This window comes from Winogradskyella sp. J14-2 (assembly GCF_001971725.1).
Classification (GTDB): Bacteria; Bacteroidota; Bacteroidia; order Flavobacteriales; family Flavobacteriaceae; genus Winogradskyella.
In genome coordinates this window covers 2,727,691-2,750,055 of record NZ_CP019388.1, presented here as the reverse complement: position 1 = coordinate 2,750,055, position 22,365 = coordinate 2,727,691, and the positions used below count along the sequence as shown (strand labels likewise).

22 protein-coding genes are annotated in these 22,365 nt (G+C 34.0%); 14 read left to right on the top strand and 8 right to left on the bottom strand.

The window, feature by feature from the left end:
• Positions 1-46: 46 nt before the first annotated feature.
• The gene (locus tag BWZ20_RS12370; protein ID WP_076620393.1) at positions 47-2,107 is read left to right on the top strand and encodes a tetratricopeptide repeat-containing sensor histidine kinase; all 2,061 of its coding nucleotides are present in this window, start codon (positions 47-49) and stop codon (positions 2,105-2,107) included.
• Between the two features lie 37 nt (positions 2,108-2,144).
• Positions 2,145-2,783, top strand: a complete 639-nt coding sequence (locus BWZ20_RS12365) for a chromophore lyase CpcT/CpeT (protein WP_076620391.1) — start codon at positions 2,145-2,147, stop codon at positions 2,781-2,783.
• Positions 2,784-2,876: 93 nt separating this feature from the next.
• Here BWZ20_RS12365 and ctlX read toward each other — a convergent pair whose 3' ends face one another.
• The gene (gene ctlX / locus BWZ20_RS12360; protein WP_076620389.1) at positions 2,877-3,809 is read right to left on the bottom strand and encodes a citrulline utilization hydrolase CtlX; all 933 of its coding nucleotides are present in this window, start codon (positions 3,807-3,809) and stop codon (positions 2,877-2,879) included.
• Between the two features lie 112 nt (positions 3,810-3,921).
• Between ctlX and BWZ20_RS12355 the strand changes: the two genes are divergently transcribed.
• The 4 genes from BWZ20_RS12355 to BWZ20_RS12340 all read left to right on the top strand — a co-directional run bounded on the left by BWZ20_RS12355 (position 3,922) and on the right by BWZ20_RS12340 (position 9,170).
• Positions 3,922-5,676, top strand: coding sequence for a M14 family metallopeptidase (locus BWZ20_RS12355; protein ID WP_076620387.1), 1,755 nt, complete (start codon positions 3,922-3,924; stop codon positions 5,674-5,676).
• A 142-nt stretch (positions 5,677-5,818) separates the two neighbouring features.
• On the top strand, positions 5,819-7,267 hold the full coding sequence (locus BWZ20_RS12350; protein WP_076620384.1) for a RimK family protein: 1,449 nt from the start codon (positions 5,819-5,821) through the stop codon (positions 7,265-7,267).
• Positions 7,267-8,493: a glutamate-cysteine ligase family protein gene (locus BWZ20_RS12345; RefSeq protein WP_076620383.1), complete on the top strand. Its 1,227-nt coding sequence runs from the start codon at positions 7,267-7,269 to the stop codon at positions 8,491-8,493. The genes BWZ20_RS12350 and BWZ20_RS12345 overlap by 1 nt, the downstream gene beginning before the upstream one ends.
• Positions 8,490-9,170, top strand: a complete 681-nt coding sequence (locus tag BWZ20_RS12340; protein ID WP_076620382.1) for an N-formylglutamate amidohydrolase — start codon at positions 8,490-8,492, stop codon at positions 9,168-9,170. The genes BWZ20_RS12345 and BWZ20_RS12340 overlap by 4 nt, the downstream gene beginning before the upstream one ends.
• Before the next feature lie 8 nt (positions 9,171-9,178).
• Here the strand turns inward: BWZ20_RS12340 and BWZ20_RS12335 are convergent, their stop codons facing one another.
• Entirely contained in the window at positions 9,179-9,760 is a 582-nt protein-coding gene (locus tag BWZ20_RS12335; protein ID WP_076620381.1) for an NUDIX hydrolase, read from the bottom strand.
• 122 nt (positions 9,761-9,882) lie between these two features.
• Here BWZ20_RS12335 and pyrE point away from each other — a divergent pair, with 122 nt between their 5' ends.
• Entirely contained in the window at positions 9,883-10,527 is a 645-nt protein-coding gene (gene pyrE / locus BWZ20_RS12330) for an orotate phosphoribosyltransferase (protein WP_076620380.1), read from the top strand.
• Positions 10,528-10,632: 105 nt separating this feature from the next.
• Positions 10,633-11,028: an orotate phosphoribosyltransferase gene (locus BWZ20_RS12325; RefSeq protein WP_076620379.1), complete on the top strand. Its 396-nt coding sequence runs from the start codon at positions 10,633-10,635 to the stop codon at positions 11,026-11,028.
• On the opposite strand, the gene BWZ20_RS12320 is transcribed toward BWZ20_RS12325, so the two are convergent.
• A complete protein-coding gene (locus tag BWZ20_RS12320; RefSeq protein ID WP_076620378.1) occupies positions 11,025-11,756 on the bottom strand; it encodes a biotin--[acetyl-CoA-carboxylase] ligase in 732 nt (243 codons plus the stop codon). The genes BWZ20_RS12325 and BWZ20_RS12320 overlap by 4 nt on opposite strands.
• 94 nt (positions 11,757-11,850) lie before the next feature.
• Between BWZ20_RS12320 and rsfS the strand changes: the two genes are divergently transcribed.
• From rsfS to BWZ20_RS12290, 6 genes are all read left to right on the top strand, one after another.
• Positions 11,851-12,222: a ribosome silencing factor gene (gene rsfS / locus BWZ20_RS12315; protein ID WP_076620377.1), complete on the top strand. Its 372-nt coding sequence runs from the start codon at positions 11,851-11,853 to the stop codon at positions 12,220-12,222.
• A gap of 16 nt (positions 12,223-12,238) precedes the next feature.
• A complete protein-coding gene (gene ftsH / locus BWZ20_RS12310; RefSeq protein WP_076620375.1) occupies positions 12,239-14,182 on the top strand; it encodes an ATP-dependent zinc metalloprotease FtsH in 1,944 nt (647 codons plus the stop codon).
• A gap of 102 nt (positions 14,183-14,284) precedes the next feature.
• Positions 14,285-14,893, top strand: a complete 609-nt coding sequence (locus tag BWZ20_RS12305; protein ID WP_076620372.1) for an LUD domain-containing protein — start codon at positions 14,285-14,287, stop codon at positions 14,891-14,893.
• Entirely contained in the window at positions 14,893-15,714 is an 822-nt protein-coding gene (locus tag BWZ20_RS12300; protein WP_076620370.1) for a phosphatidate cytidylyltransferase, read from the top strand. The genes BWZ20_RS12305 and BWZ20_RS12300 overlap by 1 nt, the downstream gene beginning before the upstream one ends.
• Positions 15,704-16,357, top strand: coding sequence for a phosphatidylserine decarboxylase family protein (locus BWZ20_RS12295; protein WP_076620368.1), 654 nt, complete (start codon positions 15,704-15,706; stop codon positions 16,355-16,357). The genes BWZ20_RS12300 and BWZ20_RS12295 overlap by 11 nt, the downstream gene beginning before the upstream one ends.
• Positions 16,354-16,620: an acyl-CoA-binding protein gene (locus BWZ20_RS12290; RefSeq protein ID WP_076620366.1), complete on the top strand. Its 267-nt coding sequence runs from the start codon at positions 16,354-16,356 to the stop codon at positions 16,618-16,620. The genes BWZ20_RS12295 and BWZ20_RS12290 overlap by 4 nt, the downstream gene beginning before the upstream one ends.
• A gap of 5 nt (positions 16,621-16,625) precedes the next feature.
• On the opposite strand, the gene BWZ20_RS12285 is transcribed toward BWZ20_RS12290, so the two are convergent.
• The 5 genes from BWZ20_RS12285 to rplQ form a co-directional block, all read right to left on the bottom strand.
• Positions 16,626-17,537, bottom strand: coding sequence for a dimethylarginine dimethylaminohydrolase family protein (locus BWZ20_RS12285; RefSeq protein ID WP_076620364.1), 912 nt, complete (start codon positions 17,535-17,537; stop codon positions 16,626-16,628).
• A 146-nt stretch (positions 17,538-17,683) separates the two neighbouring features.
• Entirely contained in the window at positions 17,684-18,970 is a 1,287-nt protein-coding gene (locus BWZ20_RS12280) for a citrate synthase (RefSeq protein WP_076620363.1), read from the bottom strand.
• 164 nt (positions 18,971-19,134) lie between these two features.
• Entirely contained in the window at positions 19,135-20,427 is a 1,293-nt protein-coding gene (gene eno / locus BWZ20_RS12275) for a phosphopyruvate hydratase (protein WP_076620362.1), read from the bottom strand.
• Between the two features lie 151 nt (positions 20,428-20,578).
• Positions 20,579-21,682 carry a glutamine-hydrolyzing carbamoyl-phosphate synthase small subunit gene (carA, locus tag BWZ20_RS12270; RefSeq protein WP_076620361.1) on the bottom strand — a complete coding sequence of 368 codons (1,104 nt, stop codon included), beginning with the start codon at positions 21,680-21,682 and terminating at the stop codon, positions 20,579-20,581.
• 114 nt (positions 21,683-21,796) lie between these two features.
• Complete coding sequence (gene rplQ / locus BWZ20_RS12265; protein WP_076620360.1) at positions 21,797-22,273, bottom strand: 50S ribosomal protein L17; 477 nt, start codon at positions 22,271-22,273, stop codon at positions 21,797-21,799.
• Positions 22,274-22,365 lie beyond the last annotated feature (92 nt).

Here is a 22,365-nt window from a genome sequence, read left to right as displayed (position 1 = left end):
GTTACGTAAACCAAAACATAACACTTCGTCTGTCAACTATTACAAGATGAAGCAGTTGATGACATTAACTGTTTGTATTTTAACTTTCATTGGCTTTTCTCAAAATGAAAGAATAGACGACCTTACGGTAAAATTGGCATACCAAGAAGCTGATTCTACAAAGGTCGACCTCTCGTTAATGCTTATAGATGAACTATATGCTGTTAAAGATTTTGATAAAGCTTTGCTCTATGTAAATCAGACTGCAAAACTTTCAGAAAAATTAAATTACACCAAAGGACTTGCGGAAAGCACATACTACAGAGCGCTAATTTACACCCAACGTAATGACTACTTTAATGCCATTGATAACTACGACAAATCCAGAAAATACTATCTACAAATTAGCGACACGCTTGGCATAGCAAAAGTGAGTAATAGCATTGGACTCATTGAAATAAAGCGAGGAAACTATTCGGTTGGACTTCAAAACTCGCTTTCGGCAATTGACATTTTTGAAAAACAAAATCTTTTTGATGAACTCAGTACGGCTTACAATAATTTGGCAGAAGCATACTTTAAAACCAACCAGATTGACAAGGCCATAGATTTTAACTTTAAGGCGCTTGACGTTAGAAAAAAAATAGACGATCCAACAGGTATTATTACTTCTACAAAAAATATAGCAGATCTCTACGCGCTAAGAAAAGAACATCGTAAAGCCATAGAGTACTATGAGAACGTACTCGAGATGCTAAACCCTACTAAAGATAAAAATCTACGTGGTGAAATACTACCCAAATTAGGCAATCAATATTTAGAATTTAAAGAATACGACAAAGCCTCTGTGTATCTGGTAGAAGGGTTAAAGTATAATCGCAAGCAAAATAACGAAGAAGGTGTTTTGTTGTCCCTAAATGCTATTGGTAACTTAAATCTTCAAAAACGTAAAGTGAAGCTGGCCGAAATTCAACTTAACGAAGCTTATAACATTGCCCAAAAAATTGATAATAAGCCTGCTCTCTTAGAGAATTACAAACTTCATGTTGCGCTAGACTCCACACGTGGATATTTTCAGAATGCTTTTTTTTGGCAAAATAAATACTACGATTTAAAAGATAAATTATCAAAAATAGACCAACCCACTTTTATTACTGATACAAATCCTATTGACCTTTTCAACTCTAATCCTATTGAAGATGAAATAGAAAATTTTGAAGGTGAGGAAAACAAAAATAAAACTATAAAAACTTGGTTACACAATCCCTTAGTTTTGTATGGTGCACTTGCGGCTACTGCTATCTTGCTTACCTTATTACTACTTAATTACTTAAAAAACAAAAAATATAGAGAAACCATTGTTGAGCAAAGAGAAAAACTAAAACAAGAACACATAAGAAGCGAAGCTATTTTAGAGCAAGCTCATCATCTCGAAGAAGTTAACCAAGTAAAAGACAAATTATTCTCAATAGTTTCTCACGATTTAAAAGATTCCATTTCCTCCATAAAAGCCTTTCTAGATTTATTAAAAGAAGATAGTATTTCTAAGGAAGAATTTAGAGAGTTAATCCCTGAGCTTAGCGAAAATGCAAACAACGCATCTTCACTTTTGTTTAATTTATTAAACTGGTCTAAATCGCAGATGCAGAATTTAGAGCCAAACCCTGAGTTGTTTAACATTCAAGAAGTGTTTCATACCAAAATGGCATTGGTTGAGCAAAAGGTTGAAGATAAACGTATAGTACTTATTGATGAGTCGCAACGCGACTTTGCATACGCTGATAAGAGTATGATAGAAATTGTAATTCAGAATCTAATTACCAATGCCGTAAAATTCAGTAGAACCGGTGATGTCATAACGGTCTCAAACCAAAACGTTGATGGTAAAGTTTTAATCTGTGTTGAAGATACAGGTGTTGGTATTTCTGAAGAAAATATCAAAAAACTTTTCAACGCCAACAAGAACTTCACAACCGTAGGCACCAAGAATGAAAAAGGCACAGGTCTTGGACTAACAATTGCTAAAGATTTAGTTGAACTGAACAATGGGCGTATTTGGGTAGAAAGTACTGTAAATGTGGGTAGTAAATTCTTCATAGAACTTCCTAAGTCAGCTCCAAAAGCCTAACTTATTTTATATCTTTAAGCTCTTTAAACATTCTTTTATGAAACGTATTCTTCCAATAGTTTTAATCTTTGTTCTAGTTTTCAATTGTAAAAACACTAAAAAAACTACGTTAACCGAAGAAAACAAAGAAGCTGAAGGTCTCGAGGAACTTTTTACGTTAATGCAAGGTTCTTTTAATTCTGAAGTACAATCACAAGTAGATTCTTCCTACTACAACATTTCGTTGCACATGTACCCTATCTGGGAAGATAAAGGTAACTTTCTTTACGTAGAACAGGCCTTAAATAGCATGCAGAATAAGCCTTATCGTCAACGCATTTATGAGGTAATAGCAATGAACGATAGCACGTTTAGCTCTTCAGTTTATACATTAGATGTAGATTCGCTTTGGATTGGGAAATGGAAAACACCAAAAGCCTTTGATTCTATTTCAATAAAGGATATTGCACTTAAGGAAGGCTGTGAAGTTATATTGAAACGCATTTCCGCAAAGCATTATATAGGAAAAACAGGTGATACTACTTGTATTAGCACCATGCGAGGAGCTTCTTTTGCCAGAAGCGAAGTAGAGATACTCGAGGATAAAATAATGTCTTGGGACAGAGGTTTTGATGCTGAAGGCAACTACGTTTGGGGTGCAGAAAAAGGGCCTTATATCTTTAATAAACAAGACTAGTTTAGTACTAAGTAAAAAAGTGTAGATTATAAAGTAATTTAATTCATTGATATTTAATGATTTCTTTACACTTTTTACTTTATACCATTTTCACTAGGCTTTTGGCAGAAACACCTCAGCCATCATACAACGTGCGCTTCCGCCACCACAGGTTTCTATAGTTTCTAACGAACTTGAAATTATCGAACAGTGCTTTTCAATTTTATTGACCTGATCCTTTGTTAAGCTTCTATGAGCAGCCTCACTCATTATTAAATAACGTTTGTCTTCCTTTCCTCTAAGTTGTAACATATTACCTGCAAACTGATGCATTTGTGCCTCGGAAATCGCTATAATTTCCTTACCATCTGCTTTTAAATGCTTAAGCACATTTTTACGCTCTTTTTTGTCATCTATAGCATCTAAACAAATCACTGCAAAGGTTTCTGCCAAACACATCATTACATTGGTGTGGTAAATTGGTAAACGCTTTCCATTAACGGTTTGGTTGGCAACAAAAATTACAGGAGTATATTCAAAATCCTCGCAAAACTCAATAAACAAGTCTTCATCAGCTCTTGGTGATAGCGCGCAATATGCTTTTCTACTGACACGATCTAAAATGAGACTACCTGTACCTTCTAAAAAGATACCTTCATCCTCAGCCGAAGTATAGTCTATAATATTTTCAATTTTAAACCCTTCATTCTCTAACCTAATAAACACCTCTTCCCGTCGTTCCTTTCTTCTATTTTCTGCAAACATTGGGTACAACGCTATATTACCATTATTATGAAAGCTCACCCAATTATTTGGAAAAATGGAATCTGGTGTGTCCATTAGCTCGTCATCACTTTCTACAACAACATTAATACCAACCGCCTCTAACTTTTCAACAAAAACATCAAATTCTTGTTGCGCCTTAGTATTAATTTCTGCATTTTTTAAATTAATATCTTCTTGAAAATAGTTATTTACAGCGGTCTGCTCATTCATCCTAAAATTCACCGGACGAATCATTAAAATTGTGTCTGTAGTTTGTTGCATTATCTAATTTTTGAAAGCGATGCAAAATTAATCTTTTTTATATTTTGAAATTTACGATGTTAACATTTTTTAGAACTAAAATCTGTAAGTTTGAACAACAATCCTATTCATCATGAAAAAACTCTTAGTTTTAATATTACTAATTAGTTCTTGTTCAGATCATCACAAAAAAAAAGATGCCAGTACATCTAATTTAGATTTCAAAACTGTTTTTGAAAAAAGTAACGGCACCCAGACAGCAACCTACCAAGAGACCATTAAGTTCTACGAAGATTTAGCAGATAATTACAGTGAAATTTCAATCCGAGAGATGGGTGAGACAGATTCTGGTGAACCACTGCATATTGTAATTTACAATCCAACGCAAGTTCATAATGATTTTAATCTTTTAAGAAATAAAAATAGAATCATGTTAATTAACAATGGTATTCACCCAGGCGAATCTGATGGCATAGATGCTACTATGATGCTATACAGAGATTTGGTTCAAGGGGAACTTGAAGCTCCAAAACACACGGTTTTAGTAACAATACCTATCTACAATGTTGGTGGAAGCCTTAACAGAAACTCTGGCACGCGCACCAACCAAAACGGACCACAAGAATATGGTTTTAGAGGCAATGCTCGCAACTATGATTTAAACAGAGACTTTATAAAATGTGATACCAAAAATGCTAAGGCTTTTGCGGAAATATTTCATACAATACAGCCAGATGTCTTTATCGATAACCACGTGAGCAACGGTGCAGATTACCAATACACCTTAACACATCTATTTACCCAACACAATAAATTGGGCGGTGACCTGGGAGCGTATCTTCACTCGGAAATGATGCCAAAACTAGAACAAAAACTAGCCAAAAAAGGGTGGGACATCACTCCATATGTCAATGTTTTTAATCGTACACCTGAGTCTGGTTTTTCACAATTTTTGGATTCACCACGTTATTCCACAGGTTATACATCCTTATTTAACACACTTGGCATGATGGTAGAAACGCACATGCTAAAACCTTACAAACAACGAGTTGAAGGTACTTATGAGCTAATGAAAAGCATGATAGAAATTACAGAAGAAGATGCTGAAAAAATTGCTGAACTAAGAAAACCCCAACAAACTACTTGGACACATGAAAATTACTACCCTCTGGCATGGACTGTAGACACTACAAAATCAACTATTCTGCAATTTAAAGGTTATGAAGGAGAAATGATTCTTAGTGAGTTAACTGGTGCCCAACGCCTAAAATATGACCGAAGCAAACCATATACTAAAGATGTGGCTTATCAAAACTTTTTTATGCCAAAAGATTCTGTAACTATTCCAAAGGCATACGTTATTCCGCAAGGGTGGCACACGGTTATTGAATTATTAAAATTAAACAAGGTAGAATTAACTCCGTTTAAAAAAGACACTACTTTAACTGTAGAGTCATACAAAATTGATGATTATAAAACCAGAACATCACCTTACGAAGGCCATTATCCACATTACAATGTTAAGGTAGCAACCGCTAAAGAAAATATTACTTTTAGACAAGGAGATTATTTGGTAAACACCGATCAAAAAGCCATGCGGTACCTTATGGAAACTTTAGAACCTACTGCACCAGACTCGTTTTTTAATTGGAATTTCTTTGATACCATTTTACAACAAAAAGAAAGTTTTTCGCCTTATGTATGGGAAGACAGAGCAAAACAAGTACTTAGAGAAAACCCAAGATTACAAATTGAGTACAATGTTAAAATAAGCTACGATGAAAAATTTGCTAACAACTGGTATGCCCAACTCGATTGGATACACAAAAAAAGTAAGCACTACGAAAAAGCACATTTGCAATATCCTATATATAGGTTACATCACTAAATAAAAAAAGATGTAAACATTGCAATTGGTGAGTAGCTTTTTTTAGTAATAAAAACACAAAAAAATATTTTTATACCTACGTAAAACCAATCAAAAAATAGTATAATTTTGTTTATAATATTAATAGCGTTATGCGCTCTAAATGAACAAATACATTATTGTAAATCAGCCTGAAAACTGGAATTTTTCGGCCGATCATATTCAAATAATTTCCTCTCAAGATTATCTTACTAATCCAAAATACGCACTTTTAAAAACTGCACGTATTTTTAATTTATGCAAAGATTATTCATACCAATCAAAAGGGTATTACGTATCGCTTTTGGCAGAAGCGAGAGGACATTTACCAATTCCTACCACTAAAAATATTGTAGATCTAAAAAAATTAAAACTTGTTAGGATTGTTTCAGACGAGTTTGATGACGAAATACAAAAGAGTCTTAAAAACATAAAGTCTCGAGAATTCACGCTAAGCATTTACTTTGGGCAAAATGTAGCCCAAAAGTATAAAGTGTTGAGCTCACTTTTTTACAAGCATTTTCAGGTGCCATTTTTACGTGTAAAGTTTAATTATAGTAACAAATGGAATGTACAGAGCATAAAGGCAATTTCAGAATCTGAAATACCAGAGGAGCATTTGTCAAGTGTTCACGAATTTGCCAATCAGTACTTTTCTAAAAAACGATATGATACAGCAAAAATAATTAATTATGATTTTGACCTAGCCATATTGGTTAACCCAACAGATCCTGCTCCACCAAGCAACGCTAAAGCCCTTAAAAAGTTTGTGGATATTGCGGAAAAAATGAATATCTACGCAGAAATTATAGAGCCTAAGGACCTATCGCGCCTGTCATCATTTGATGCGTTGTTCTTAAGACAAAGTACCGAAGTTAATAACGAAGCCTACACCTTTGCCAGAAAAGCACAGCAAGAGGGTATCGCTATCATTGACTACCCAGATGCTATATTAAAATGCTGTAATAAGGTTTACATGGCAGAGGCTTTGCAAAATGCAAATATCAATACACCAAAAACCGTTATCGTTCATAACAATAATAGAAACAAAGTATTAAAAGAAACAGGATTACCCTGTGTATTAAAAGCTCCAGATTCTACATTTTCTTTTGGTGTAAAAAAAGCCAATACCAAAACAGAATTTGAAACTCTTGTAACTGAGATGCTTAAAGAATCAGACCTCATTATTGCCCAAGAGTATTGCCCTTCAGATTACGATTGGCGCATTGGCATTATTGATAACAAACCCTTTTATGCTTGTCGTTATTATATGGCTAAAGGGCACTGGCAAATTTATAATTGGAAAGCCAAAAAGAAAACCGAAAAAGATGGTAATGCCGATTGTATAGCTATAGAAGATGTGCCAAAAAATGTAATAGATATAGCATTAAAATCTGCAAAACTTATGGGTGAAGGCCTTTATGGTATAGATATAAAAGTAGTCAACGGAAAACTTATGGTTATTGAGATTAATGACAACCCTAACATTGATAATGGCGTTGAGGACTTACACTATGGCGATTTGGTATACACTAAAATACTCTCTGCATTAAAAAAACGATTAAACCAATAATGGCAAGAAAATATCATTTATTCGAGGTATATGGTATAGAACTCGAGTATATGCTGGTACATAAAAACACGTTTAAGGTTGCACCACAAGTAGATGAACTTTTAACAAAAAAAGCGGGAAAAATCACCTCTGATATTGACAATGGCGATATAGCTTGGAGCAATGAACTGGTGGCTCATGTGGTGGAATTAAAAACAAATGGACCAACGGCAAACCTACATGATCTAGCATCAAAATTTCATGCAAATGTATTAGAGATAGATGAGCTTTTAAGTAATCTACAATTAAAATTATTAGGAACAGCAGCCCATCCATTGATGCATCCAAATTTAGACACACAACTTTGGAAACATAGCTATAGTGAAGTTTATACCCTTTACAATACGATTTTTAATTGCAAAGGCCATGGATGGAGCAACGTACAAAGTACACATCTTAATCTACCTTTTTATGACGATAAAGAATTTGAAAAACTGCACGCAGCAATAAGAATCATTCTCCCTTTGCTCCCTGGAATTTGTGCAAGTTCACCAATCTTAGAAGGCGAAATTACAGGCTTTAAAGACACCCGATTAGAATTTTACAAGACCAACCAGAAAGAAATACCTAGCTTAACCGGTATGGTTATACCTGAACGGGTATTTTCAAAATTAGATTATCATGCCTCTATTTTTGAACCCATTAAGCGTGCTATGCGACCTTATGATACGCATAAAATTTTAGACCATCATTTTTTAAATTCTCGCGGTGCTATTGCGCGTTTCGATAGAAATGCTGTAGAAATAAGACTAATGGATATTCAAGAATGTCCAAAGGCTGATATCGCCTTGTGTGCTTTGGTAATCGAAGTTTTAAAAGCCATCATCAACAAGGAATTCTGCACGCTACAAGCACAAAAACTTTGGACAAAACAAGAGTTGTTTCTGATTTTAGATGACAGCATAAAAAACGGTGAAAATAGTATCATTGAAAAGATACCTTATCTAAAGCTATTTGGCTTAAATAAAATATCTACAACAAACGAGGTATGGAAACACCTCTACAAAAGGGTAAAAACGCAAATTGATAAAAATCATCATAAATCCATTGAGCTTATTTTAGAAGAAGGCACATTATCTTCAAGGCTTTTAAAGGCATTAGAGAATAACACTTCAGAAGCAAAAATTATTGAAGTATATCAACAACTTCAAAATTGTTTAACCAATAACAAATTGTTTCAACCTTGAAACTTGTTTTAACCTGTGAGCACGGAGGCAATATTATACCTAAGGCTTACGCACAACTATTTAACGACAAGGACATTCTAAATACCCATCTCGGTTATGACCTGGGTGCACTAGATGTATTAGAGTACTTAAAGCCCTTGGCCGAGGCATCGTTTTACAGTATAAATTCACGATTATTAATAGAGCTCAATAGATCTTTGTTTCATAAACAATTATTTTCAGAATTTACAAAATCGCTATCCAAAACTGAAAAAAACAACATTATCGAAACCTATTATTTGCCTTACAGGACGGCTGTTGAGCATAAAATAGCTAATCTCATAGGCTCAAATAATAAAGTTTTGCATCTATCAATTCATAGTTTTACACCAAAACTCAATAATGAAATTCGTAACTGTGATATAGGTTTACTTTACAATTCACTAAAAAAAGAAGAACAAACCTTTTGTAGACAACTAAAAGCTGAAATATTAAAAACCGATTCAGGTTTAAATGTACGCTTTAACTATCCCTACTTAGGTAAGGCTGATGGATTTACAACATTTTTGAGAAAGCAATTTCTAGAAAACTATTTAGGTATTGAGATTGAGGTAAATCAAAAATTTAACCAAAAAAACAAGATGCAAGGTAGCATAAAAGAAATCTTATATATAGCTGTAAGTAACTTAATTAACTAAAAAAACTATTACACTAGCACTTTAATGTTTGCATAGCTATTATTTAGAGCTTTTTGAGACGCTTTATCATCTAACCATTCTACCTTAGTGATACCTTCCTTTTCTTGTGGGTAAAGTTTACCATCAAATTTGGTTTTCATCTCAAACCAATAGGTAATTTTTATTTTGTGCTTACCATTGCGTTTAAATATATGATAGGTTGTAGGTAATGCCTTAGTAATTTTCAACCCCTTCACTCCAGTCTCTTCCTCTACTTCCCTTATGGCTGTTTCTTCTATAGACTCTTTACCTTCTATTTTACCTTTTGGCAAATCCCATTTATTATTTCTAAAAATAAACAACACCTCATTGTTTGCATTGTATACTTTACCTCCGCCTGCAACAACATTGGGTAAAAGTTTTAAAAAATGTTTTAGTAGTTTATCTGGGTTTTTATGTATAAGGTGTACAGCATTTAAGTCTGTAGTATTAAGTATTTTTACAACTTTACCTATATTAACTGATTTAAGAAGAAACGCCTTAAAATTTGTCTCTTTTTCAACATTTGTTGTTAAAATAATAGGTTTATCACCTACATAGATCGTGTACATAGATTTGGTAAGTTACAACTAGTAAATTGTAAAAATATTATTTTTTATTAAACTGATTTTAAACAAAGAATTAAATTAGTTTAAAAATTTAAAAACTTCTAAAATTCATTAATTTTGCAATTATGATTTTTAACAAAGAAACCGCCAAAAAAACCGCAGAAGTTTTATTGCAAATTAATGCTATAAAATTACAGCCTCAAGACCCCTTTACTTGGGCTTCTGGTTGGAAATCACCAATATACTGCGATAACAGAATTGTACTCTCTTATCCTTTAATAAGAAACTATATAAGAGAAACACTAGCTAGAGCTATTGAAGAACTTCATGGAAAACCCGATGTAATAGCTGGTGTAGCCACTGGTGCAATTGGTATTGGTGCGTTGGTAGCAGACTATCTTAATCTTCCTTTTGTTTATGTAAGACCAGAGGCTAAAAAGCATGGTCGCCAAAACCAAATTGAAGGACACGTAGAAAGTGGTCAATCTGTAATTGTGGTAGAAGACCTAATAAGTACCGGAAAAAGCAGTTTAAATGCCGTCGCAGCTTTAGAAGAAGCCGACGTTAATGTAAAGGGTATGGTCGCTATTTTCTCTTATGGTTTTGACGTTGCAGAAAAAAATTTTAAGGATGCCAAAGTAGAATTACACACTCTCGGTAACTACGAAAATCTTTTAGAACAAGCATTAGATACTAGTTATATCACCAAAGCAGAACAAGACATTTTAGCACAATGGAATGCTAATCCTAGCCAATGGAACACTAATTGATATAGTATCGTTGAGTCGTTTAGTTGTTGATTCGTTTAAATTAATTAAAATTAATACAACATCAACTTAACGCATAAACTAATAAACAACTTAACATTATTAAACATGAATTTAGAATCACCAAAGGTAACTTTAGATAAATCATCAGAAGAAACATTCAATTTCTTATCAGACGTTAAAAATTTTGAAAGCTTAATGCCCGAGAATATAAGCAAATTTGAAGTTCTTGACAATGACAAATTTCTCTTTGCTTTAAAAGGTATGCCAGAAATAGTACTTAAGAAAAAAGAAGCGGTTCCTCACAACAAAATTGTCCTAGGAGCAGCAGGCGGAAAGTTAGATTTCTCACTCATTGGTCATATCACAGAAGTTGAAACTAATAAAAGTGAGGTACAGTTAACTTTTAGCGGAGAGTTCAATGCCATGATGGCAATGATGATAAAAGGACCTATCAATAAATTTATTGAAACCCTAGTAACTAATATGAAAACTGCAGTTTAGTAGAGTAATGTTACCTCTTTTAAATCAAAGTTTTTTACAATACCATCTTCCGTCCAAACGTTGAGTTTACCTGTTTCAGTTATACCTTTTATAATTCCAGAAAAGATACTACCATCTTCATTTTTAAATGTTGAAGGTTTGTCTTTTCTGAATAAAAGCGCCTCATATTGCTTTTTGATTTCAGCATAGTCTTTAGAATCTAACAACTTAAAATAGAATTGGAGTTGCGTTAAAATAGCTGATAAAACCTCATCTTTGTTAAATAATACACCTGTGATTAAATTCATAGATGAAGCCATTGGTAAACCCTCAAAATTCTTTTGATTTACATTCAATCCAAACCCAATTACAGAACCTTTGAGTTTGTTTTGTTTTATCACATTTTCTATGAGCGTGCCACAAATCTTTTTATTTGCTGACAAAATGTCGTTAGGCCATTTTATTGAGAGCTGAGGTATTTTTAATTGTCTCAGTGTCTTACAAATTGCCAAAGCCACAACCATACTAATGTAAAATTGCTTCTCTACATTAAGTGCACTAACCTCTTTAAATACGCTAGCCGTGAGGTTTTTACCCTCTTCTGTTTGCCATACTGTACCCATCTGTCCTCTTCCTTTTGTCTGATGGTTAGCCACAACAACCGTAAAATCTTTAGGCATAACAGTAGAAGTTAAAGCCTTAAGGTAACTGTTAGTAGAGTCAATGGCATTAAGTTTGATAATATACATACAAACAACGGTCTATTTTTATAGTTTTCTTATGACATTTAGCGTTCACAAGAACTAAAAAAATAATAACTTTGCATAAATTTTATTTAATTAAATGACGAAAGAAAAAACTAGTGCAGACCAACTCATTACAACAATCATTGCTGGAATAGAAGAGGTTAAAGGAAAAGAAATTACAATTTTAGATTTAAGAGATATTGAAAATACGGTTTGCGATTATTTTATAGTTTGTGAAGGTACTTCTAACACGCAAGTTAATGCAATCGTCAATTCCATACAAAAGTTAGTTAGTAAAACCACTAAAGACAAGCCTTGGCATATAGAAGGCACTGACAATGCCGAATGGGTTTTAATGGATTATGTTAACGTAGTTGTTCATGTTTTTCAAAAACATATCAGAGAATATTACGACATAGAAAGTCTTTGGGGAGACGCTATAATGACCCAAATAGAAACAAGTTACTAAAAGAGAAAAGCTAATAATGGCAAACGACAATAAAAATTCGAATAAAAAACCAAAAGTTAATCCTTATTGGATTTATGGTGTAATCATCGCTATATTCTTATCAATACAGTTATTTTCTGGAGGATTTGGCGGATCTACGGGTAAGCAAATCAACCCATCTCAATTTATAGACTATTTAGATAAAGGCGATGTCGCTAAAGTAGAGATAGTAAACAAGCGAGAGGCAAGAGTATATTTAACCAAAGAAGCCCAACAACAAGAGGTTCACAAAAATTCTAAACCCCAAACCATCTTACCATCGGTAACACCAATTCCTAATTATAAGTTTGAATTTGGAGATCTTCAGAATTTTGAAAAAGACATTAGAGAAAGTATTGAAGCGAATAATCTTAATACTGTTGTCGAGTACGAAACCGAGCAAAATGTGTGGGGAGATTTCTTGCTTACGCTTCTTCCCTTTATTCTCATTATTGGTGTTTGGATTTTTATAATGAGACGTATGTCATCTGGTGGAGGTGGCGGAGCTGGTGGTCAGATTTTTAACATAGGAAAATCTAAAGCCAAGCTTTTTGATGAGAAATCTGATACAAAAACTTCATTTAAAGATGTAGCAGGTTTAGAGGGTGCAAAAGAAGAAGTACAAGAAATTGTAGATTTTTTAAAATTTCCAGAAAAATACACCTCACTAGGTGGCAAAATCCCAAAAGGCGCACTACTTGTAGGGCCTCCAGGAACAGGTAAAACCTTATTAGCAAAAGCTGTAGCAGGTGAGGCAAAAGTTCCCTTTTTCTCACTATCAGGATCTGATTTTGTTGAAATGTTTGTTGGTGTAGGTGCATCTCGTGTTAGAGACTTATTTAAACAGGCTAAAGAAAAATCACCATCAATTATTTTCATAGATGAAATCGATGCTATCGGTAGAGCGAGAGGGAAAAATAATTTTTCTGGTTCTAATGACGAAAGAGAAAACACCTTAAATCAATTATTGACCGAGATGGACGGTTTTGGCACTAACACAAATGTTATTGTGCTCGCTGCTACCAACCGTGCAGATGTTTTAGATAGTGCCTTAATGCGCGCAGGTCGTTTTGATAGGCAAATCTATGTTGATCTTCCTGATGTAAGAGAGCGTAAAGAAATTTTTGAAGTACACCTTCGTCCACTTAAAAAGGAAGAAACTTTAGACATAGATTTCTTAGCCAAGCAAACACCTGGTTTTTCTGGTGCTGATATAGCTAACGTTTGTAACGAAGCAGCTTTAATTGCAGCAAGAAAAGGTAAGAAAGCGGTTAATAAACAAGATTTCCTGGATGCAGTAGATAGAATTATTGGTGGATTAGAAAAGAAAAACAAGATTATAACTACTGAAGAAAAACGAGCAGTTGCATTTCATGAGGCTGGTCACGCCACTGTAAGCTGGATGCTAGAACACGCGGCTCCGTTGGTAAAAGTTACTATAGTACCCAGAGGTCGCTCTCTTGGTGCAGCATGGTATTTGCCCGAAGAACGACTTATTGTAAGGCCAGAGCAAATGCTAGACGAAATGTGTGCTGCGTTGGGTGGTAGAGCTGCAGAACAGGTAATTTTTGGTAAAATTTCTACAGGAGCTTTAAGCGATTTGGAAAAAGTAACTAAACAAGCCAGAGCCATGGTAACCATTTATGGTCTAAGCGATAAAGTTGGTAACCTTACTTATTACGATTCTTCTGGGCAATCTGAATATGGATTTACAAAACCTTACAGCGAACAAACTGCAGAACTCATTGACAAAGAAATCTCGGATATCATAGAAAAGCAATATGACAGAGCCGTAAAACTTCTTGAAGAGAATAAAGATAAACTTACAGAACTTGCCGAAGTTCTATTAGATAAAGAAGTGATTTTTAAAGATAATCTTGAGAAAATATTTGGAAAACGTGCTTTTAAAAAAGAAGAAGCAATTGTAGAGGAAGAAGAATAACCTATACTACTATCATATAAAAAACTTAAATTGACTTTATGTTAGTTTAAGTTTTTTTATATTTGAGAAATGCACTAACCTAGGATTAATAGTAGCGGTTGAATGAGCTTATTTCGTAAACTCTTCGGAAAAAAATCAAACCAGTCCGAAGAACAAATACCAAATCAAGAGCGTGGCAAATATATGCCAGAAATTAAGTTGCCTGCAGATGAACGTTTTACCATAAACTTCAAAGCTAATGGTGGTAAATTTCTGTACTGCGAAAACATGAACGAAGTAAAGGAAAGCTTCAATGCTATTTTAGACGAAAATCAATGGCATAGTGATAAAGTCTTTATAATTGATGAACGCTTACTCGACTTGTTTAAAGATTTTAAACTCAATAATACCAATAAAATTACTGAGGGCAAATACTTTCTATCCACTTGCGAATACTTAATCTCTGATGACGGTTCTTTATTAATTTCTTCTAATCAAATTGCAGAAAAAAAGCTTAAAGAGCTTCCTGAACATTTTATAATTTACGCAACAACGAGTCAATTTGCAGAAAATATTGGTGAAGGTTTAAAGGGCATTAAAGCAAAGAGTAAATCTAAAATCCCAACAAATATTACCACCATAAAACATTTTAAAACTGCCGACGATAAAGATTTCCTTACCTACGGAAGTAGTGCAAAAAATCTATACCTACTTCTTTTAGAAGATCTGTAATGAAAGAATTATCCATTAGAGCCATATCTGGCGTTGTATATGTTTTATTACTCATTGGTTCGTTGTATACGCAAAATGCGCTTACCACGCTACTCTTACTATTCGGTATTTTAAGTTTAGCAGAATTTAGTAAACTTATTGCACTAAAATCTTTTGCTCAGTATATAATTTTTATGCTACTTTTTGGTGGGTTTTGGTACTTGTGCTTGTTAAATAAAAGTGTAACGGGTAGCGATGAAGCTATTCAAATTATGCTGGTTACCACGATTTTTGTTAATCTCATTCTTATAAAAGACTTATTTACCACAAAGCGTATTCCTCTTTTTAGCTCAAAGAGTTTTATTGTAACCACATTTTACCTAACTAATGGCTTTATATTTATGCTACTCATTGCCAATTATAAAAAAGAATTTACACCACTTTTACTTTTAGGGAGTTTTATCCTTATTTGGGTAAATGATAGTGCTGCCTATTTGGTGGGTAAAAACTTTGGGAAACAAAAACTGTTTCCAAGCATATCTCCAAAAAAAACAGTTGAAGGATTTCTTGGCGGATTGTTTTTTGCGTGTATTTCTAGTTACTTCATTGCAAAATATACCGAAACTTTAAGTTTTACGAGCTGGCTAATTATGGGAATAATAGTAAGTGTATTTGGTACTTTGGGCGATTTAATAGAATCTAAATTTAAGCGTCAGGCAGGTGTAAAAGATAGTGGAGTTATAATGCCAGGACATGGTGGGCTTTTAGACCGATTAGATAGTATTATATTTGCATCACCATTTATATATTTATTTTTAAGAATACTTAGCTATGTTTCATAAAGAGGGTCATAAAATTATTTTTATCACATTAGTCCTAGTTGTGGGCTCATTTTTTTTAATAGATGAATTTGTTACCAATGAGTGGGTTAGAAAGAGCCTTATGATTGCCATACTCATTTTCTTTATTCTTATTCTGCAATTTTTTAGAAACCCAAAACGCCATACTCATATTAATGAAAAATGTGCGTTATCTCCTGTTGATGGTAAAGTTGTAGTTATAGAAGAGGTGATGGAAAATGAGGTTTTTAAAGATAAACGCATTCAGGTTTCAGTATTTATGTCGCCTATAAACGTTCATGTTACTAGATACCCAATTAGCGGAAATATTAGCTATAGCAAATATCATCCCGGTAAATATTTAGTAGCCTGGCACCCTAAGGCAAGTGAAGAAAATGAGCGTACTACTGTTGTAATTGAAAATAAATCCTTTGGTAAAATATTATATAGACAAATTGCAGGTGCACTTGCAAAACGAATTGTAAATTATGCATCAATAAACTCAGAGGCAGTGCAAGGTGAAGACTCTGGATTTATAAAATTTGGCTCGAGAGTTGATTTATTTTTACCTTTAGATGCAGAAATTAAGGTAAAGCTTAACCAGAAAGTAAAAGGTGGTGAAAGTGTTATTGCCGAAATGAAATGACCTCAGAAGAATTAAATATTGAGTTTGAAGATGCTGTAGAGCGCATAAACGCGCACACAGAGCCTTTCCCTGCTGACTTTTTACTTCGCTTGTATGCCTACTATAAAAAAGCTACTAATGATTACGGCAGACCAAGCAGCCGAAAACCAATAATTAACGCATTTAAGACCAATGCGCTTTTTCAAGTACAAGATATTAGTCAAGACGAGGCAAAAAGGGAGTACATCAATTTAGTTAACAATTATTTTTTGTATAGAAAGTAAATACGTTAATCTCTTATCAAAGGTAAAGTGGAGCAACGCAGCAATCCTTCTTGTTTTGCTATCTCAGCATATGGTACTTCTTCAACAGTAAAGCCATTTTCTCTTAACCAAGTATTCAATCGTGTAAAATTTCGTTCTGAAATAATAACATCTTCAGAAATTGAAAACACGTTACTATTCATGTTATACATTTCTTCTTTTGTAATTTCAAATATATTTTCTTTTCCGAAGAAATCGACCAGCCATTGGTACTCTCTGTCTTTCAAAAATCCGTTTTTATGTAGTATGGCTTTATCCTTTCCGATAGGCTGAAAACAGCAATCTAGATGTAGTGCATTCTCCATAGCATTTGTTTGAGACTTTCTTAGGTTAAAACTCTTAACTGTTTTTTGAGGAAACTCCTTAGTAATATAGTCTACACCTGCTTTATTTGTGCGAGCCACAATATAATCTGCATAGTCGTCACCTCGGTATGTACCTATAAAGATATGGTCGTTCCATACAATGACATCACCTCCTTCTATATGTGCTTCTACTGGTGGACGCATTACTTTTTGCGGGTCGATTTGATCTATAATGTATTGAATAGCATCTAGCTCTTCTTCTCTATCTGGTAATATATTTGCTTTTACAAAAACATCATCGATTACAAAACCTATATCTCTGGTAAATATTTGATTACAGTCTTTAATAATTTTTGGCCTGTAGACTTTTACATCATATTTTTCAAATACTTTGGCTACGGCTTCCATTTCTTTTACCATGTCTTTTTCTGTAGGGTATGTTCCTGCTTTTATATGCTCTAATGACTTAGGGTCATAAGCATCTTCAATTGAAGGTACAGGACCATTACTCTCGGCTGTTCCTAAAATTACAGCTCTTAATCGAGACGTTTCGTTTGGTATATTAAGTTTCATCTGTAAACGTTTGTTATTTTTATCAAATAGATTTTGCTACTTGTTATCCGTATCTTCTTAGCTTATACAAGTAGCTATTTTATTTGTGTAAGCACAAAAAAAGCTTCATAGTTTTATGAAGCTTTGTTGCTTTTTTATTCAATAATTTATCGTTGATCAATCGCCTTAAAAGCTCTGTAGGTTTCACCTATGTATAATTGTCTCGGACGACCTATTGGCTCTTTGCGCATGCGCATTTCTCTCCATTGCGCAATCCAACCTGGTAAACGACCCAGTGCAAACATAACAGTGAACATTTCTACAGGAATACCCATTGCTCTATAAATAATGCCTGAATAGAAATCTACATTAGGATATAATTTTCTATCCACAAAATACTGGTCTTCTAAGGCTTCTTTCTCTAGTCCTTTAGCAATATCTAAAATAGGGTCTTCTACCCCTAAATCTCCCAATACTTCGTCGGCAGCTTTTTTAATAATTCTTGCTCTAGGATCAAAGTTTTTATAAACACGATGACCAAAGCCCATTAAACGGAACGGATCGTCTTTATCTTTTGCCTTTGCCATGTATTTTTTAGTATCTCCACCATCTTCTTTTATGGCTTCTAACATTTCTAGAACAGCTTGGTTAGCACCTCCGTGTAATGGTCCCCAAAGCGCAGAAATTCCAGATGCTAAAGATACAAATAAACCTGCGTGAGAGGAGCCTGCGATTCTTACTGTTGAAGCAGAACAGTTTTGCTCATGATCTGCATGAAGAATTAAGAGTTTATCCAGCGCATTTACCAAGATAGGATTTTGTGTGTACTCACTATTTGGCTTTTTAAACATCATCTTTAATACATTCTCAACATAGCCCAGATTGTCATCACCATACTCTAATGGTAAACCGTGTTTTTTTCGCATAGTCCATGCCACAAGTATTGGAAACTTAGCCAAAATTCTAACTATGGCGTTATACATTGCCTCCTCAGAATTTACATCTACCGAAGAAGGGTAAAAAGCTGTTAATGCACTTGTCAATGAAGACAACACACCCATAGGATGCGCCGACTTAGGAAAAGCATCTAAAATCTTCTTTATATCGTCATCTACCATTGACTTATCCTTAATATCGGCTTCAAACTTGTCAAGTTGCGCTTGGGTTGGCAGCTCACCAAATATTAAAAGATATGCAACTTCTAAGAAGTCTGCCTTTTCAGCAAGCTCTTCTATGGAGTAACCTCTGTACCTTAGTATTCCTTTTTCTCCGTCAAGGAAGGTGATAGCACTTTCGCAACTTCCTGTATTTTTGTAACCAGGATCTATGGTTATAACACCACCTGTGGCACTTCTTAAGGTTTTTATATCAATGGCAACTTCATTTTCGGTTCCTACTTTTACTGGTAGTTCATATTTTTCTCCATTGATTTCTAGAGTAGCTTTGTCTGACATATTTTTTTTCTTGTTTTTATGAATATTAGGGATTGCTAATTTACGAAATATCAAACGATTTCGGAAGTCAATTTATCATGGATTTAACACCTTAAACCGCAATAAAAAATAAAAGCGGTCATCTAATTGACAACCGCTTTAAAAATTTATTTTTGTAGTCTACTTTACTTCACCTTAAAAGCTTTCTCTTGAGGAAAATAGGCTACATCACCAAGTTCTTCCTCAATACGCAATAACTGGTTGTATTTTGCCATACGGTCACTACGAGACGCAGACCCTGTTTTAATCTGACCTGTATTTAATGCGACTGCTAAATCTGCAATAGTATTATCTTCTGTCTCTCCAGATCTATGCGACATTACAGATGTATAACCTGCATTGTGCGCCATATTTACAGCAGAAATAGTTTCGGTTAGAGTACCTATTTGGTTTACTTTAATTAGGATAGAATTTGCTATTCCGTTTTCAATACCGCGAGATAAACGTTCTACATTTGTTACAAATAAATCATCACCAACTAATTGTACTTTATCTCCAATCTTATCGGTTAAAACTTTCCAACCGTCCCAGTCATTTTCATCCATACCATCTTCGATAGATATTATTGGATATTTAGAAGCTAATTCGGCTAAGTATTCTGCCTGTTCTGCAGATGTTCTTATTTTTCCTGATTCGCCTTCAAACTTTGTATAGTCGTATTTACCATCTACATAAAACTCTGCTGCTGCACAATCTAAAGCAATCTTAACGTCCTCGCCAAAAGTGTATCCTGCTTTTTCTACGGCTAATTTTATAGAATCTAAAGCATCTTCTGTACCGCCTTCTAAGTTAGGCGCAAAACCACCTTCATCACCAACTGCAGTACTTAGGCCTCTGTCATGGAGTACCTTTTTGAGATTATGAAAGATTTCGGTACCCATTTGCATAGCGTGAGTAAAGTTTTTTGCTTTTACAGGCATAATCATAAATTCCTGAAATGCAATGGGTGCGTCGCTATGAGAACCACCGTTAATAATATTCATCATTGGTAATGGTAGCGTATTTGCAGATACACCACCAACATAGCGATATAATGGCATTCCTAATTCATTAGCTGCAGCTTTTGCAACAGCAAGTGATACCCCTAAAATTGCGTTAGCTCCTAAGTTGCCTTTATTTTTTGTTCCATCAATCTCAATCATTAATTGATCTATCATGTTTTGTTCAAAAACAGATATCCCAAGTAACTCTTGTGCAATGGTTGAATTTACATTTTCTACAGCCTTTAACACGCCTTTACCCATATAAGTATCTCCACCGTCTCTTAATTCTACAGCTTCATGTTCACCAGTTGAAGCACCAGAAGGCACTGCCGCTCTTCCCATGATACCATTTTCTGTTACAACATCTACTTCTACAGTTGGATTACCTCTAGAGTCCAAAATTTGTCTTGCGTGTACATTAACTATAATGCTCATTTTGTTATCTTTTTAATTGTTGATAGTTTCAAAATTACGAAAATATAGACCGTAAAACAGAACAAAAATCATATTTACGATTAATATTTACTATAATGTTTTCGGAACTAAAAAAACGCAACAAATCTAAAATTTTGTTGCGTTTTTTATATTAGTGGTTTTTGATATTCTCTATAAACTGATCAAATAAATATACTGAATCGTTGGGTCCAGGACTTGCTTCTGGATGATATTGTACTGAGAAACAATTTTTATCTTTTATTTTAATACCTGCTACTGTATTATCATTAAGGTGTACGTGTGTTATTTCTACATTCTTATTGGCTTCTGTTTCTTCTCTATTAATAGCAAAGCCATGATTTTGAGACGTAATTTCACCTTTACCTGTTAATAAATTTTTTACAGGATGATTTATTCCTCTATGACCATTATGCATTTTATAAGTTGAAATACCATTGGCCAAAGCAATAACCTGATGTCCTAAACATATACCAAATAATGGTTTGTTTCTTGCAATAATTTCTTTTGCTACTGCTTGAGCTTCTACCAATGGTTCTGGGTCACCTGGTCCGTTTGATAAAAAGTATCCATCTGGATTAAACGCTTCTAAATCTTCAAATTTAGAATTGTATGGAAAGATTTTTATATAAGCATCTCTTTTAGCAAGATTTCTCAAGATGTTTTTCTTAATTCCTATATCTAATGCAGCAATTTTGTAAGTGGCATTTTCATCACCAAAATAATACGGTTCTTTTGTTGACACTTTTGAGGCTAACTCTAAACCTTTCATATTTGGCTGTTCTGCTAATTGCTTTTTTAGGCTATTTATATCTTCTACTTCAGTAGAAATGACAGCATTCATAGCTCCATTATCTCTTATATAGCTTACCAAGGCTCTTGTATCTACATCTGCAATAGCTAGTGTATTATACTTTTCAAAAAAGTTTTCTAAAGAATCATCTGCTGCTGGGCGAGAGTATTCAAAACTGAAGTTTTTACAAATTAAACCTGCAATTTTTACATTATCAGATTCCATCTCATCTTCCTTGGTTCCATAGTTGCCAATATGAGCGTTTGTAGTTACCATAAGCTGACCATAGTAAGAAGGATCGGTGAAAATTTCTTGATAACCAGTTGTACCAGTGTTAAAACATACTTCACCGAATGCTGTACCGTCTTTTCCTATGGACTTACCGTAAAATATTGTACCATCCTCTAATAGAATCAGTGCTTTTTTTCTTTGTTTATATTTCATGTGCAGTGTTTATGAGATTTCTGCTTTGGCAGAAAAAGTTTTACAAAATTCCAAAAAAAAAGGATAAACTTAAAAAGTCTATCCTTTATATTTATAAATGATTATTAACATTTATTATTCTTCTTCGTTTGAAGCTTGAGTTTCTACTGGTGGCACAGCAGTCGTACTCTTCTTACCACCTCTTCTGCTTCTACGAGTAGATTTCTTAGCAGGCTTACCAGCATTATAAAGCTCGTTGTAATCTACTAATTCAATCATAGCCATATCAGCGTTGTCACCTAAACGGTTACCTAACTTAATGATACGTGTGTAACCACCAGGACGATCACCTACTTTGGTTGCTACATCTCTAAACAATTCTGCCACTGCCTCTTTTTGTCTAAGTCTAGACATTACTATTCTTCTATTGTGAGTAGTATCTTCTTTAGACTTTGTGATTAATGGCTCTACAAACTGTTTTAAGGCCTTAGCTTTTGCAGTCGTTGTGTTAATACGCTTGTGCTCTATTAATGAGCATGCCATGTTAGCTAACATTGACTTTCTGTGCGCCGATTTTCTACCTAAGTGATTGAATTTTTTTCCGTGTCTCATGACTCTTGTTTTATCATCTTGCTACCAAACTCATTTTTTGAGGAGCAAAATATGATTATTATTGATTTTAGATTTACGATATCAGATTTACG

What these genes read in the sequence shown, in the direction of transcription:
- BWZ20_RS12370 (WP_076620393.1), top strand. Translation starts at nt 47, where the DNA reads ATGAAGCAGTTGATGACATTAACTGTTTGTATTTTAACTTTCATTGGC.
- BWZ20_RS12365 (WP_076620391.1), top strand. Translation starts at nt 2,145, where the DNA reads ATGAAACGTATTCTTCCAATAGTTTTAATCTTTGTTCTAGTTTTCAAT.
- ctlX (WP_076620389.1), bottom strand. Translation starts at nt 3,809, where the DNA reads ATGCAACAAACTACAGACACAATTTTAATGATTCGTCCGGTGAATTTT.
- BWZ20_RS12355 (WP_076620387.1), top strand. Translation starts at nt 3,922, where the DNA reads ATGAAAAAACTCTTAGTTTTAATATTACTAATTAGTTCTTGTTCAGAT.
- BWZ20_RS12350 (WP_076620384.1), top strand. Translation starts at nt 5,819, where the DNA reads ATGAACAAATACATTATTGTAAATCAGCCTGAAAACTGGAATTTTTCG.
- BWZ20_RS12345 (WP_076620383.1), top strand. Translation starts at nt 7,267, where the DNA reads ATGGCAAGAAAATATCATTTATTCGAGGTATATGGTATAGAACTCGAG.
- BWZ20_RS12335 (WP_076620381.1), bottom strand. Translation starts at nt 9,760, where the DNA reads ATGTACACGATCTATGTAGGTGATAAACCTATTATTTTAACAACAAAT.
- pyrE (WP_076620380.1), top strand. Translation starts at nt 9,883, where the DNA reads ATGATTTTTAACAAAGAAACCGCCAAAAAAACCGCAGAAGTTTTATTG.
- BWZ20_RS12325 (WP_076620379.1), top strand. Translation starts at nt 10,633, where the DNA reads ATGAATTTAGAATCACCAAAGGTAACTTTAGATAAATCATCAGAAGAA.
- BWZ20_RS12320 (WP_076620378.1), bottom strand. Translation starts at nt 11,756, where the DNA reads ATGTATATTATCAAACTTAATGCCATTGACTCTACTAACAGTTACCTT.
- rsfS (WP_076620377.1), top strand. Translation starts at nt 11,851, where the DNA reads ATGACGAAAGAAAAAACTAGTGCAGACCAACTCATTACAACAATCATT.
- ftsH (WP_076620375.1), top strand. Translation starts at nt 12,239, where the DNA reads ATGGCAAACGACAATAAAAATTCGAATAAAAAACCAAAAGTTAATCCT.
- BWZ20_RS12305 (WP_076620372.1), top strand. Translation starts at nt 14,285, where the DNA reads ATGAGCTTATTTCGTAAACTCTTCGGAAAAAAATCAAACCAGTCCGAA.
- BWZ20_RS12300 (WP_076620370.1), top strand. Translation starts at nt 14,893, where the DNA reads ATGAAAGAATTATCCATTAGAGCCATATCTGGCGTTGTATATGTTTTA.
- BWZ20_RS12295 (WP_076620368.1), top strand. Translation starts at nt 15,704, where the DNA reads ATGTTTCATAAAGAGGGTCATAAAATTATTTTTATCACATTAGTCCTA.
- BWZ20_RS12290 (WP_076620366.1), top strand. Translation starts at nt 16,354, where the DNA reads ATGACCTCAGAAGAATTAAATATTGAGTTTGAAGATGCTGTAGAGCGC.
- BWZ20_RS12285 (WP_076620364.1), bottom strand. Translation starts at nt 17,537, where the DNA reads ATGAAACTTAATATACCAAACGAAACGTCTCGATTAAGAGCTGTAATT.
- BWZ20_RS12280 (WP_076620363.1), bottom strand. Translation starts at nt 18,970, where the DNA reads ATGTCAGACAAAGCTACTCTAGAAATCAATGGAGAAAAATATGAACTA.
- eno (WP_076620362.1), bottom strand. Translation starts at nt 20,427, where the DNA reads ATGAGCATTATAGTTAATGTACACGCAAGACAAATTTTGGACTCTAGA.
- carA (WP_076620361.1), bottom strand. Translation starts at nt 21,682, where the DNA reads ATGAAATATAAACAAAGAAAAAAAGCACTGATTCTATTAGAGGATGGT.
- rplQ (WP_076620360.1), bottom strand. Translation starts at nt 22,273, where the DNA reads ATGAGACACGGAAAAAAATTCAATCACTTAGGTAGAAAATCGGCGCAC.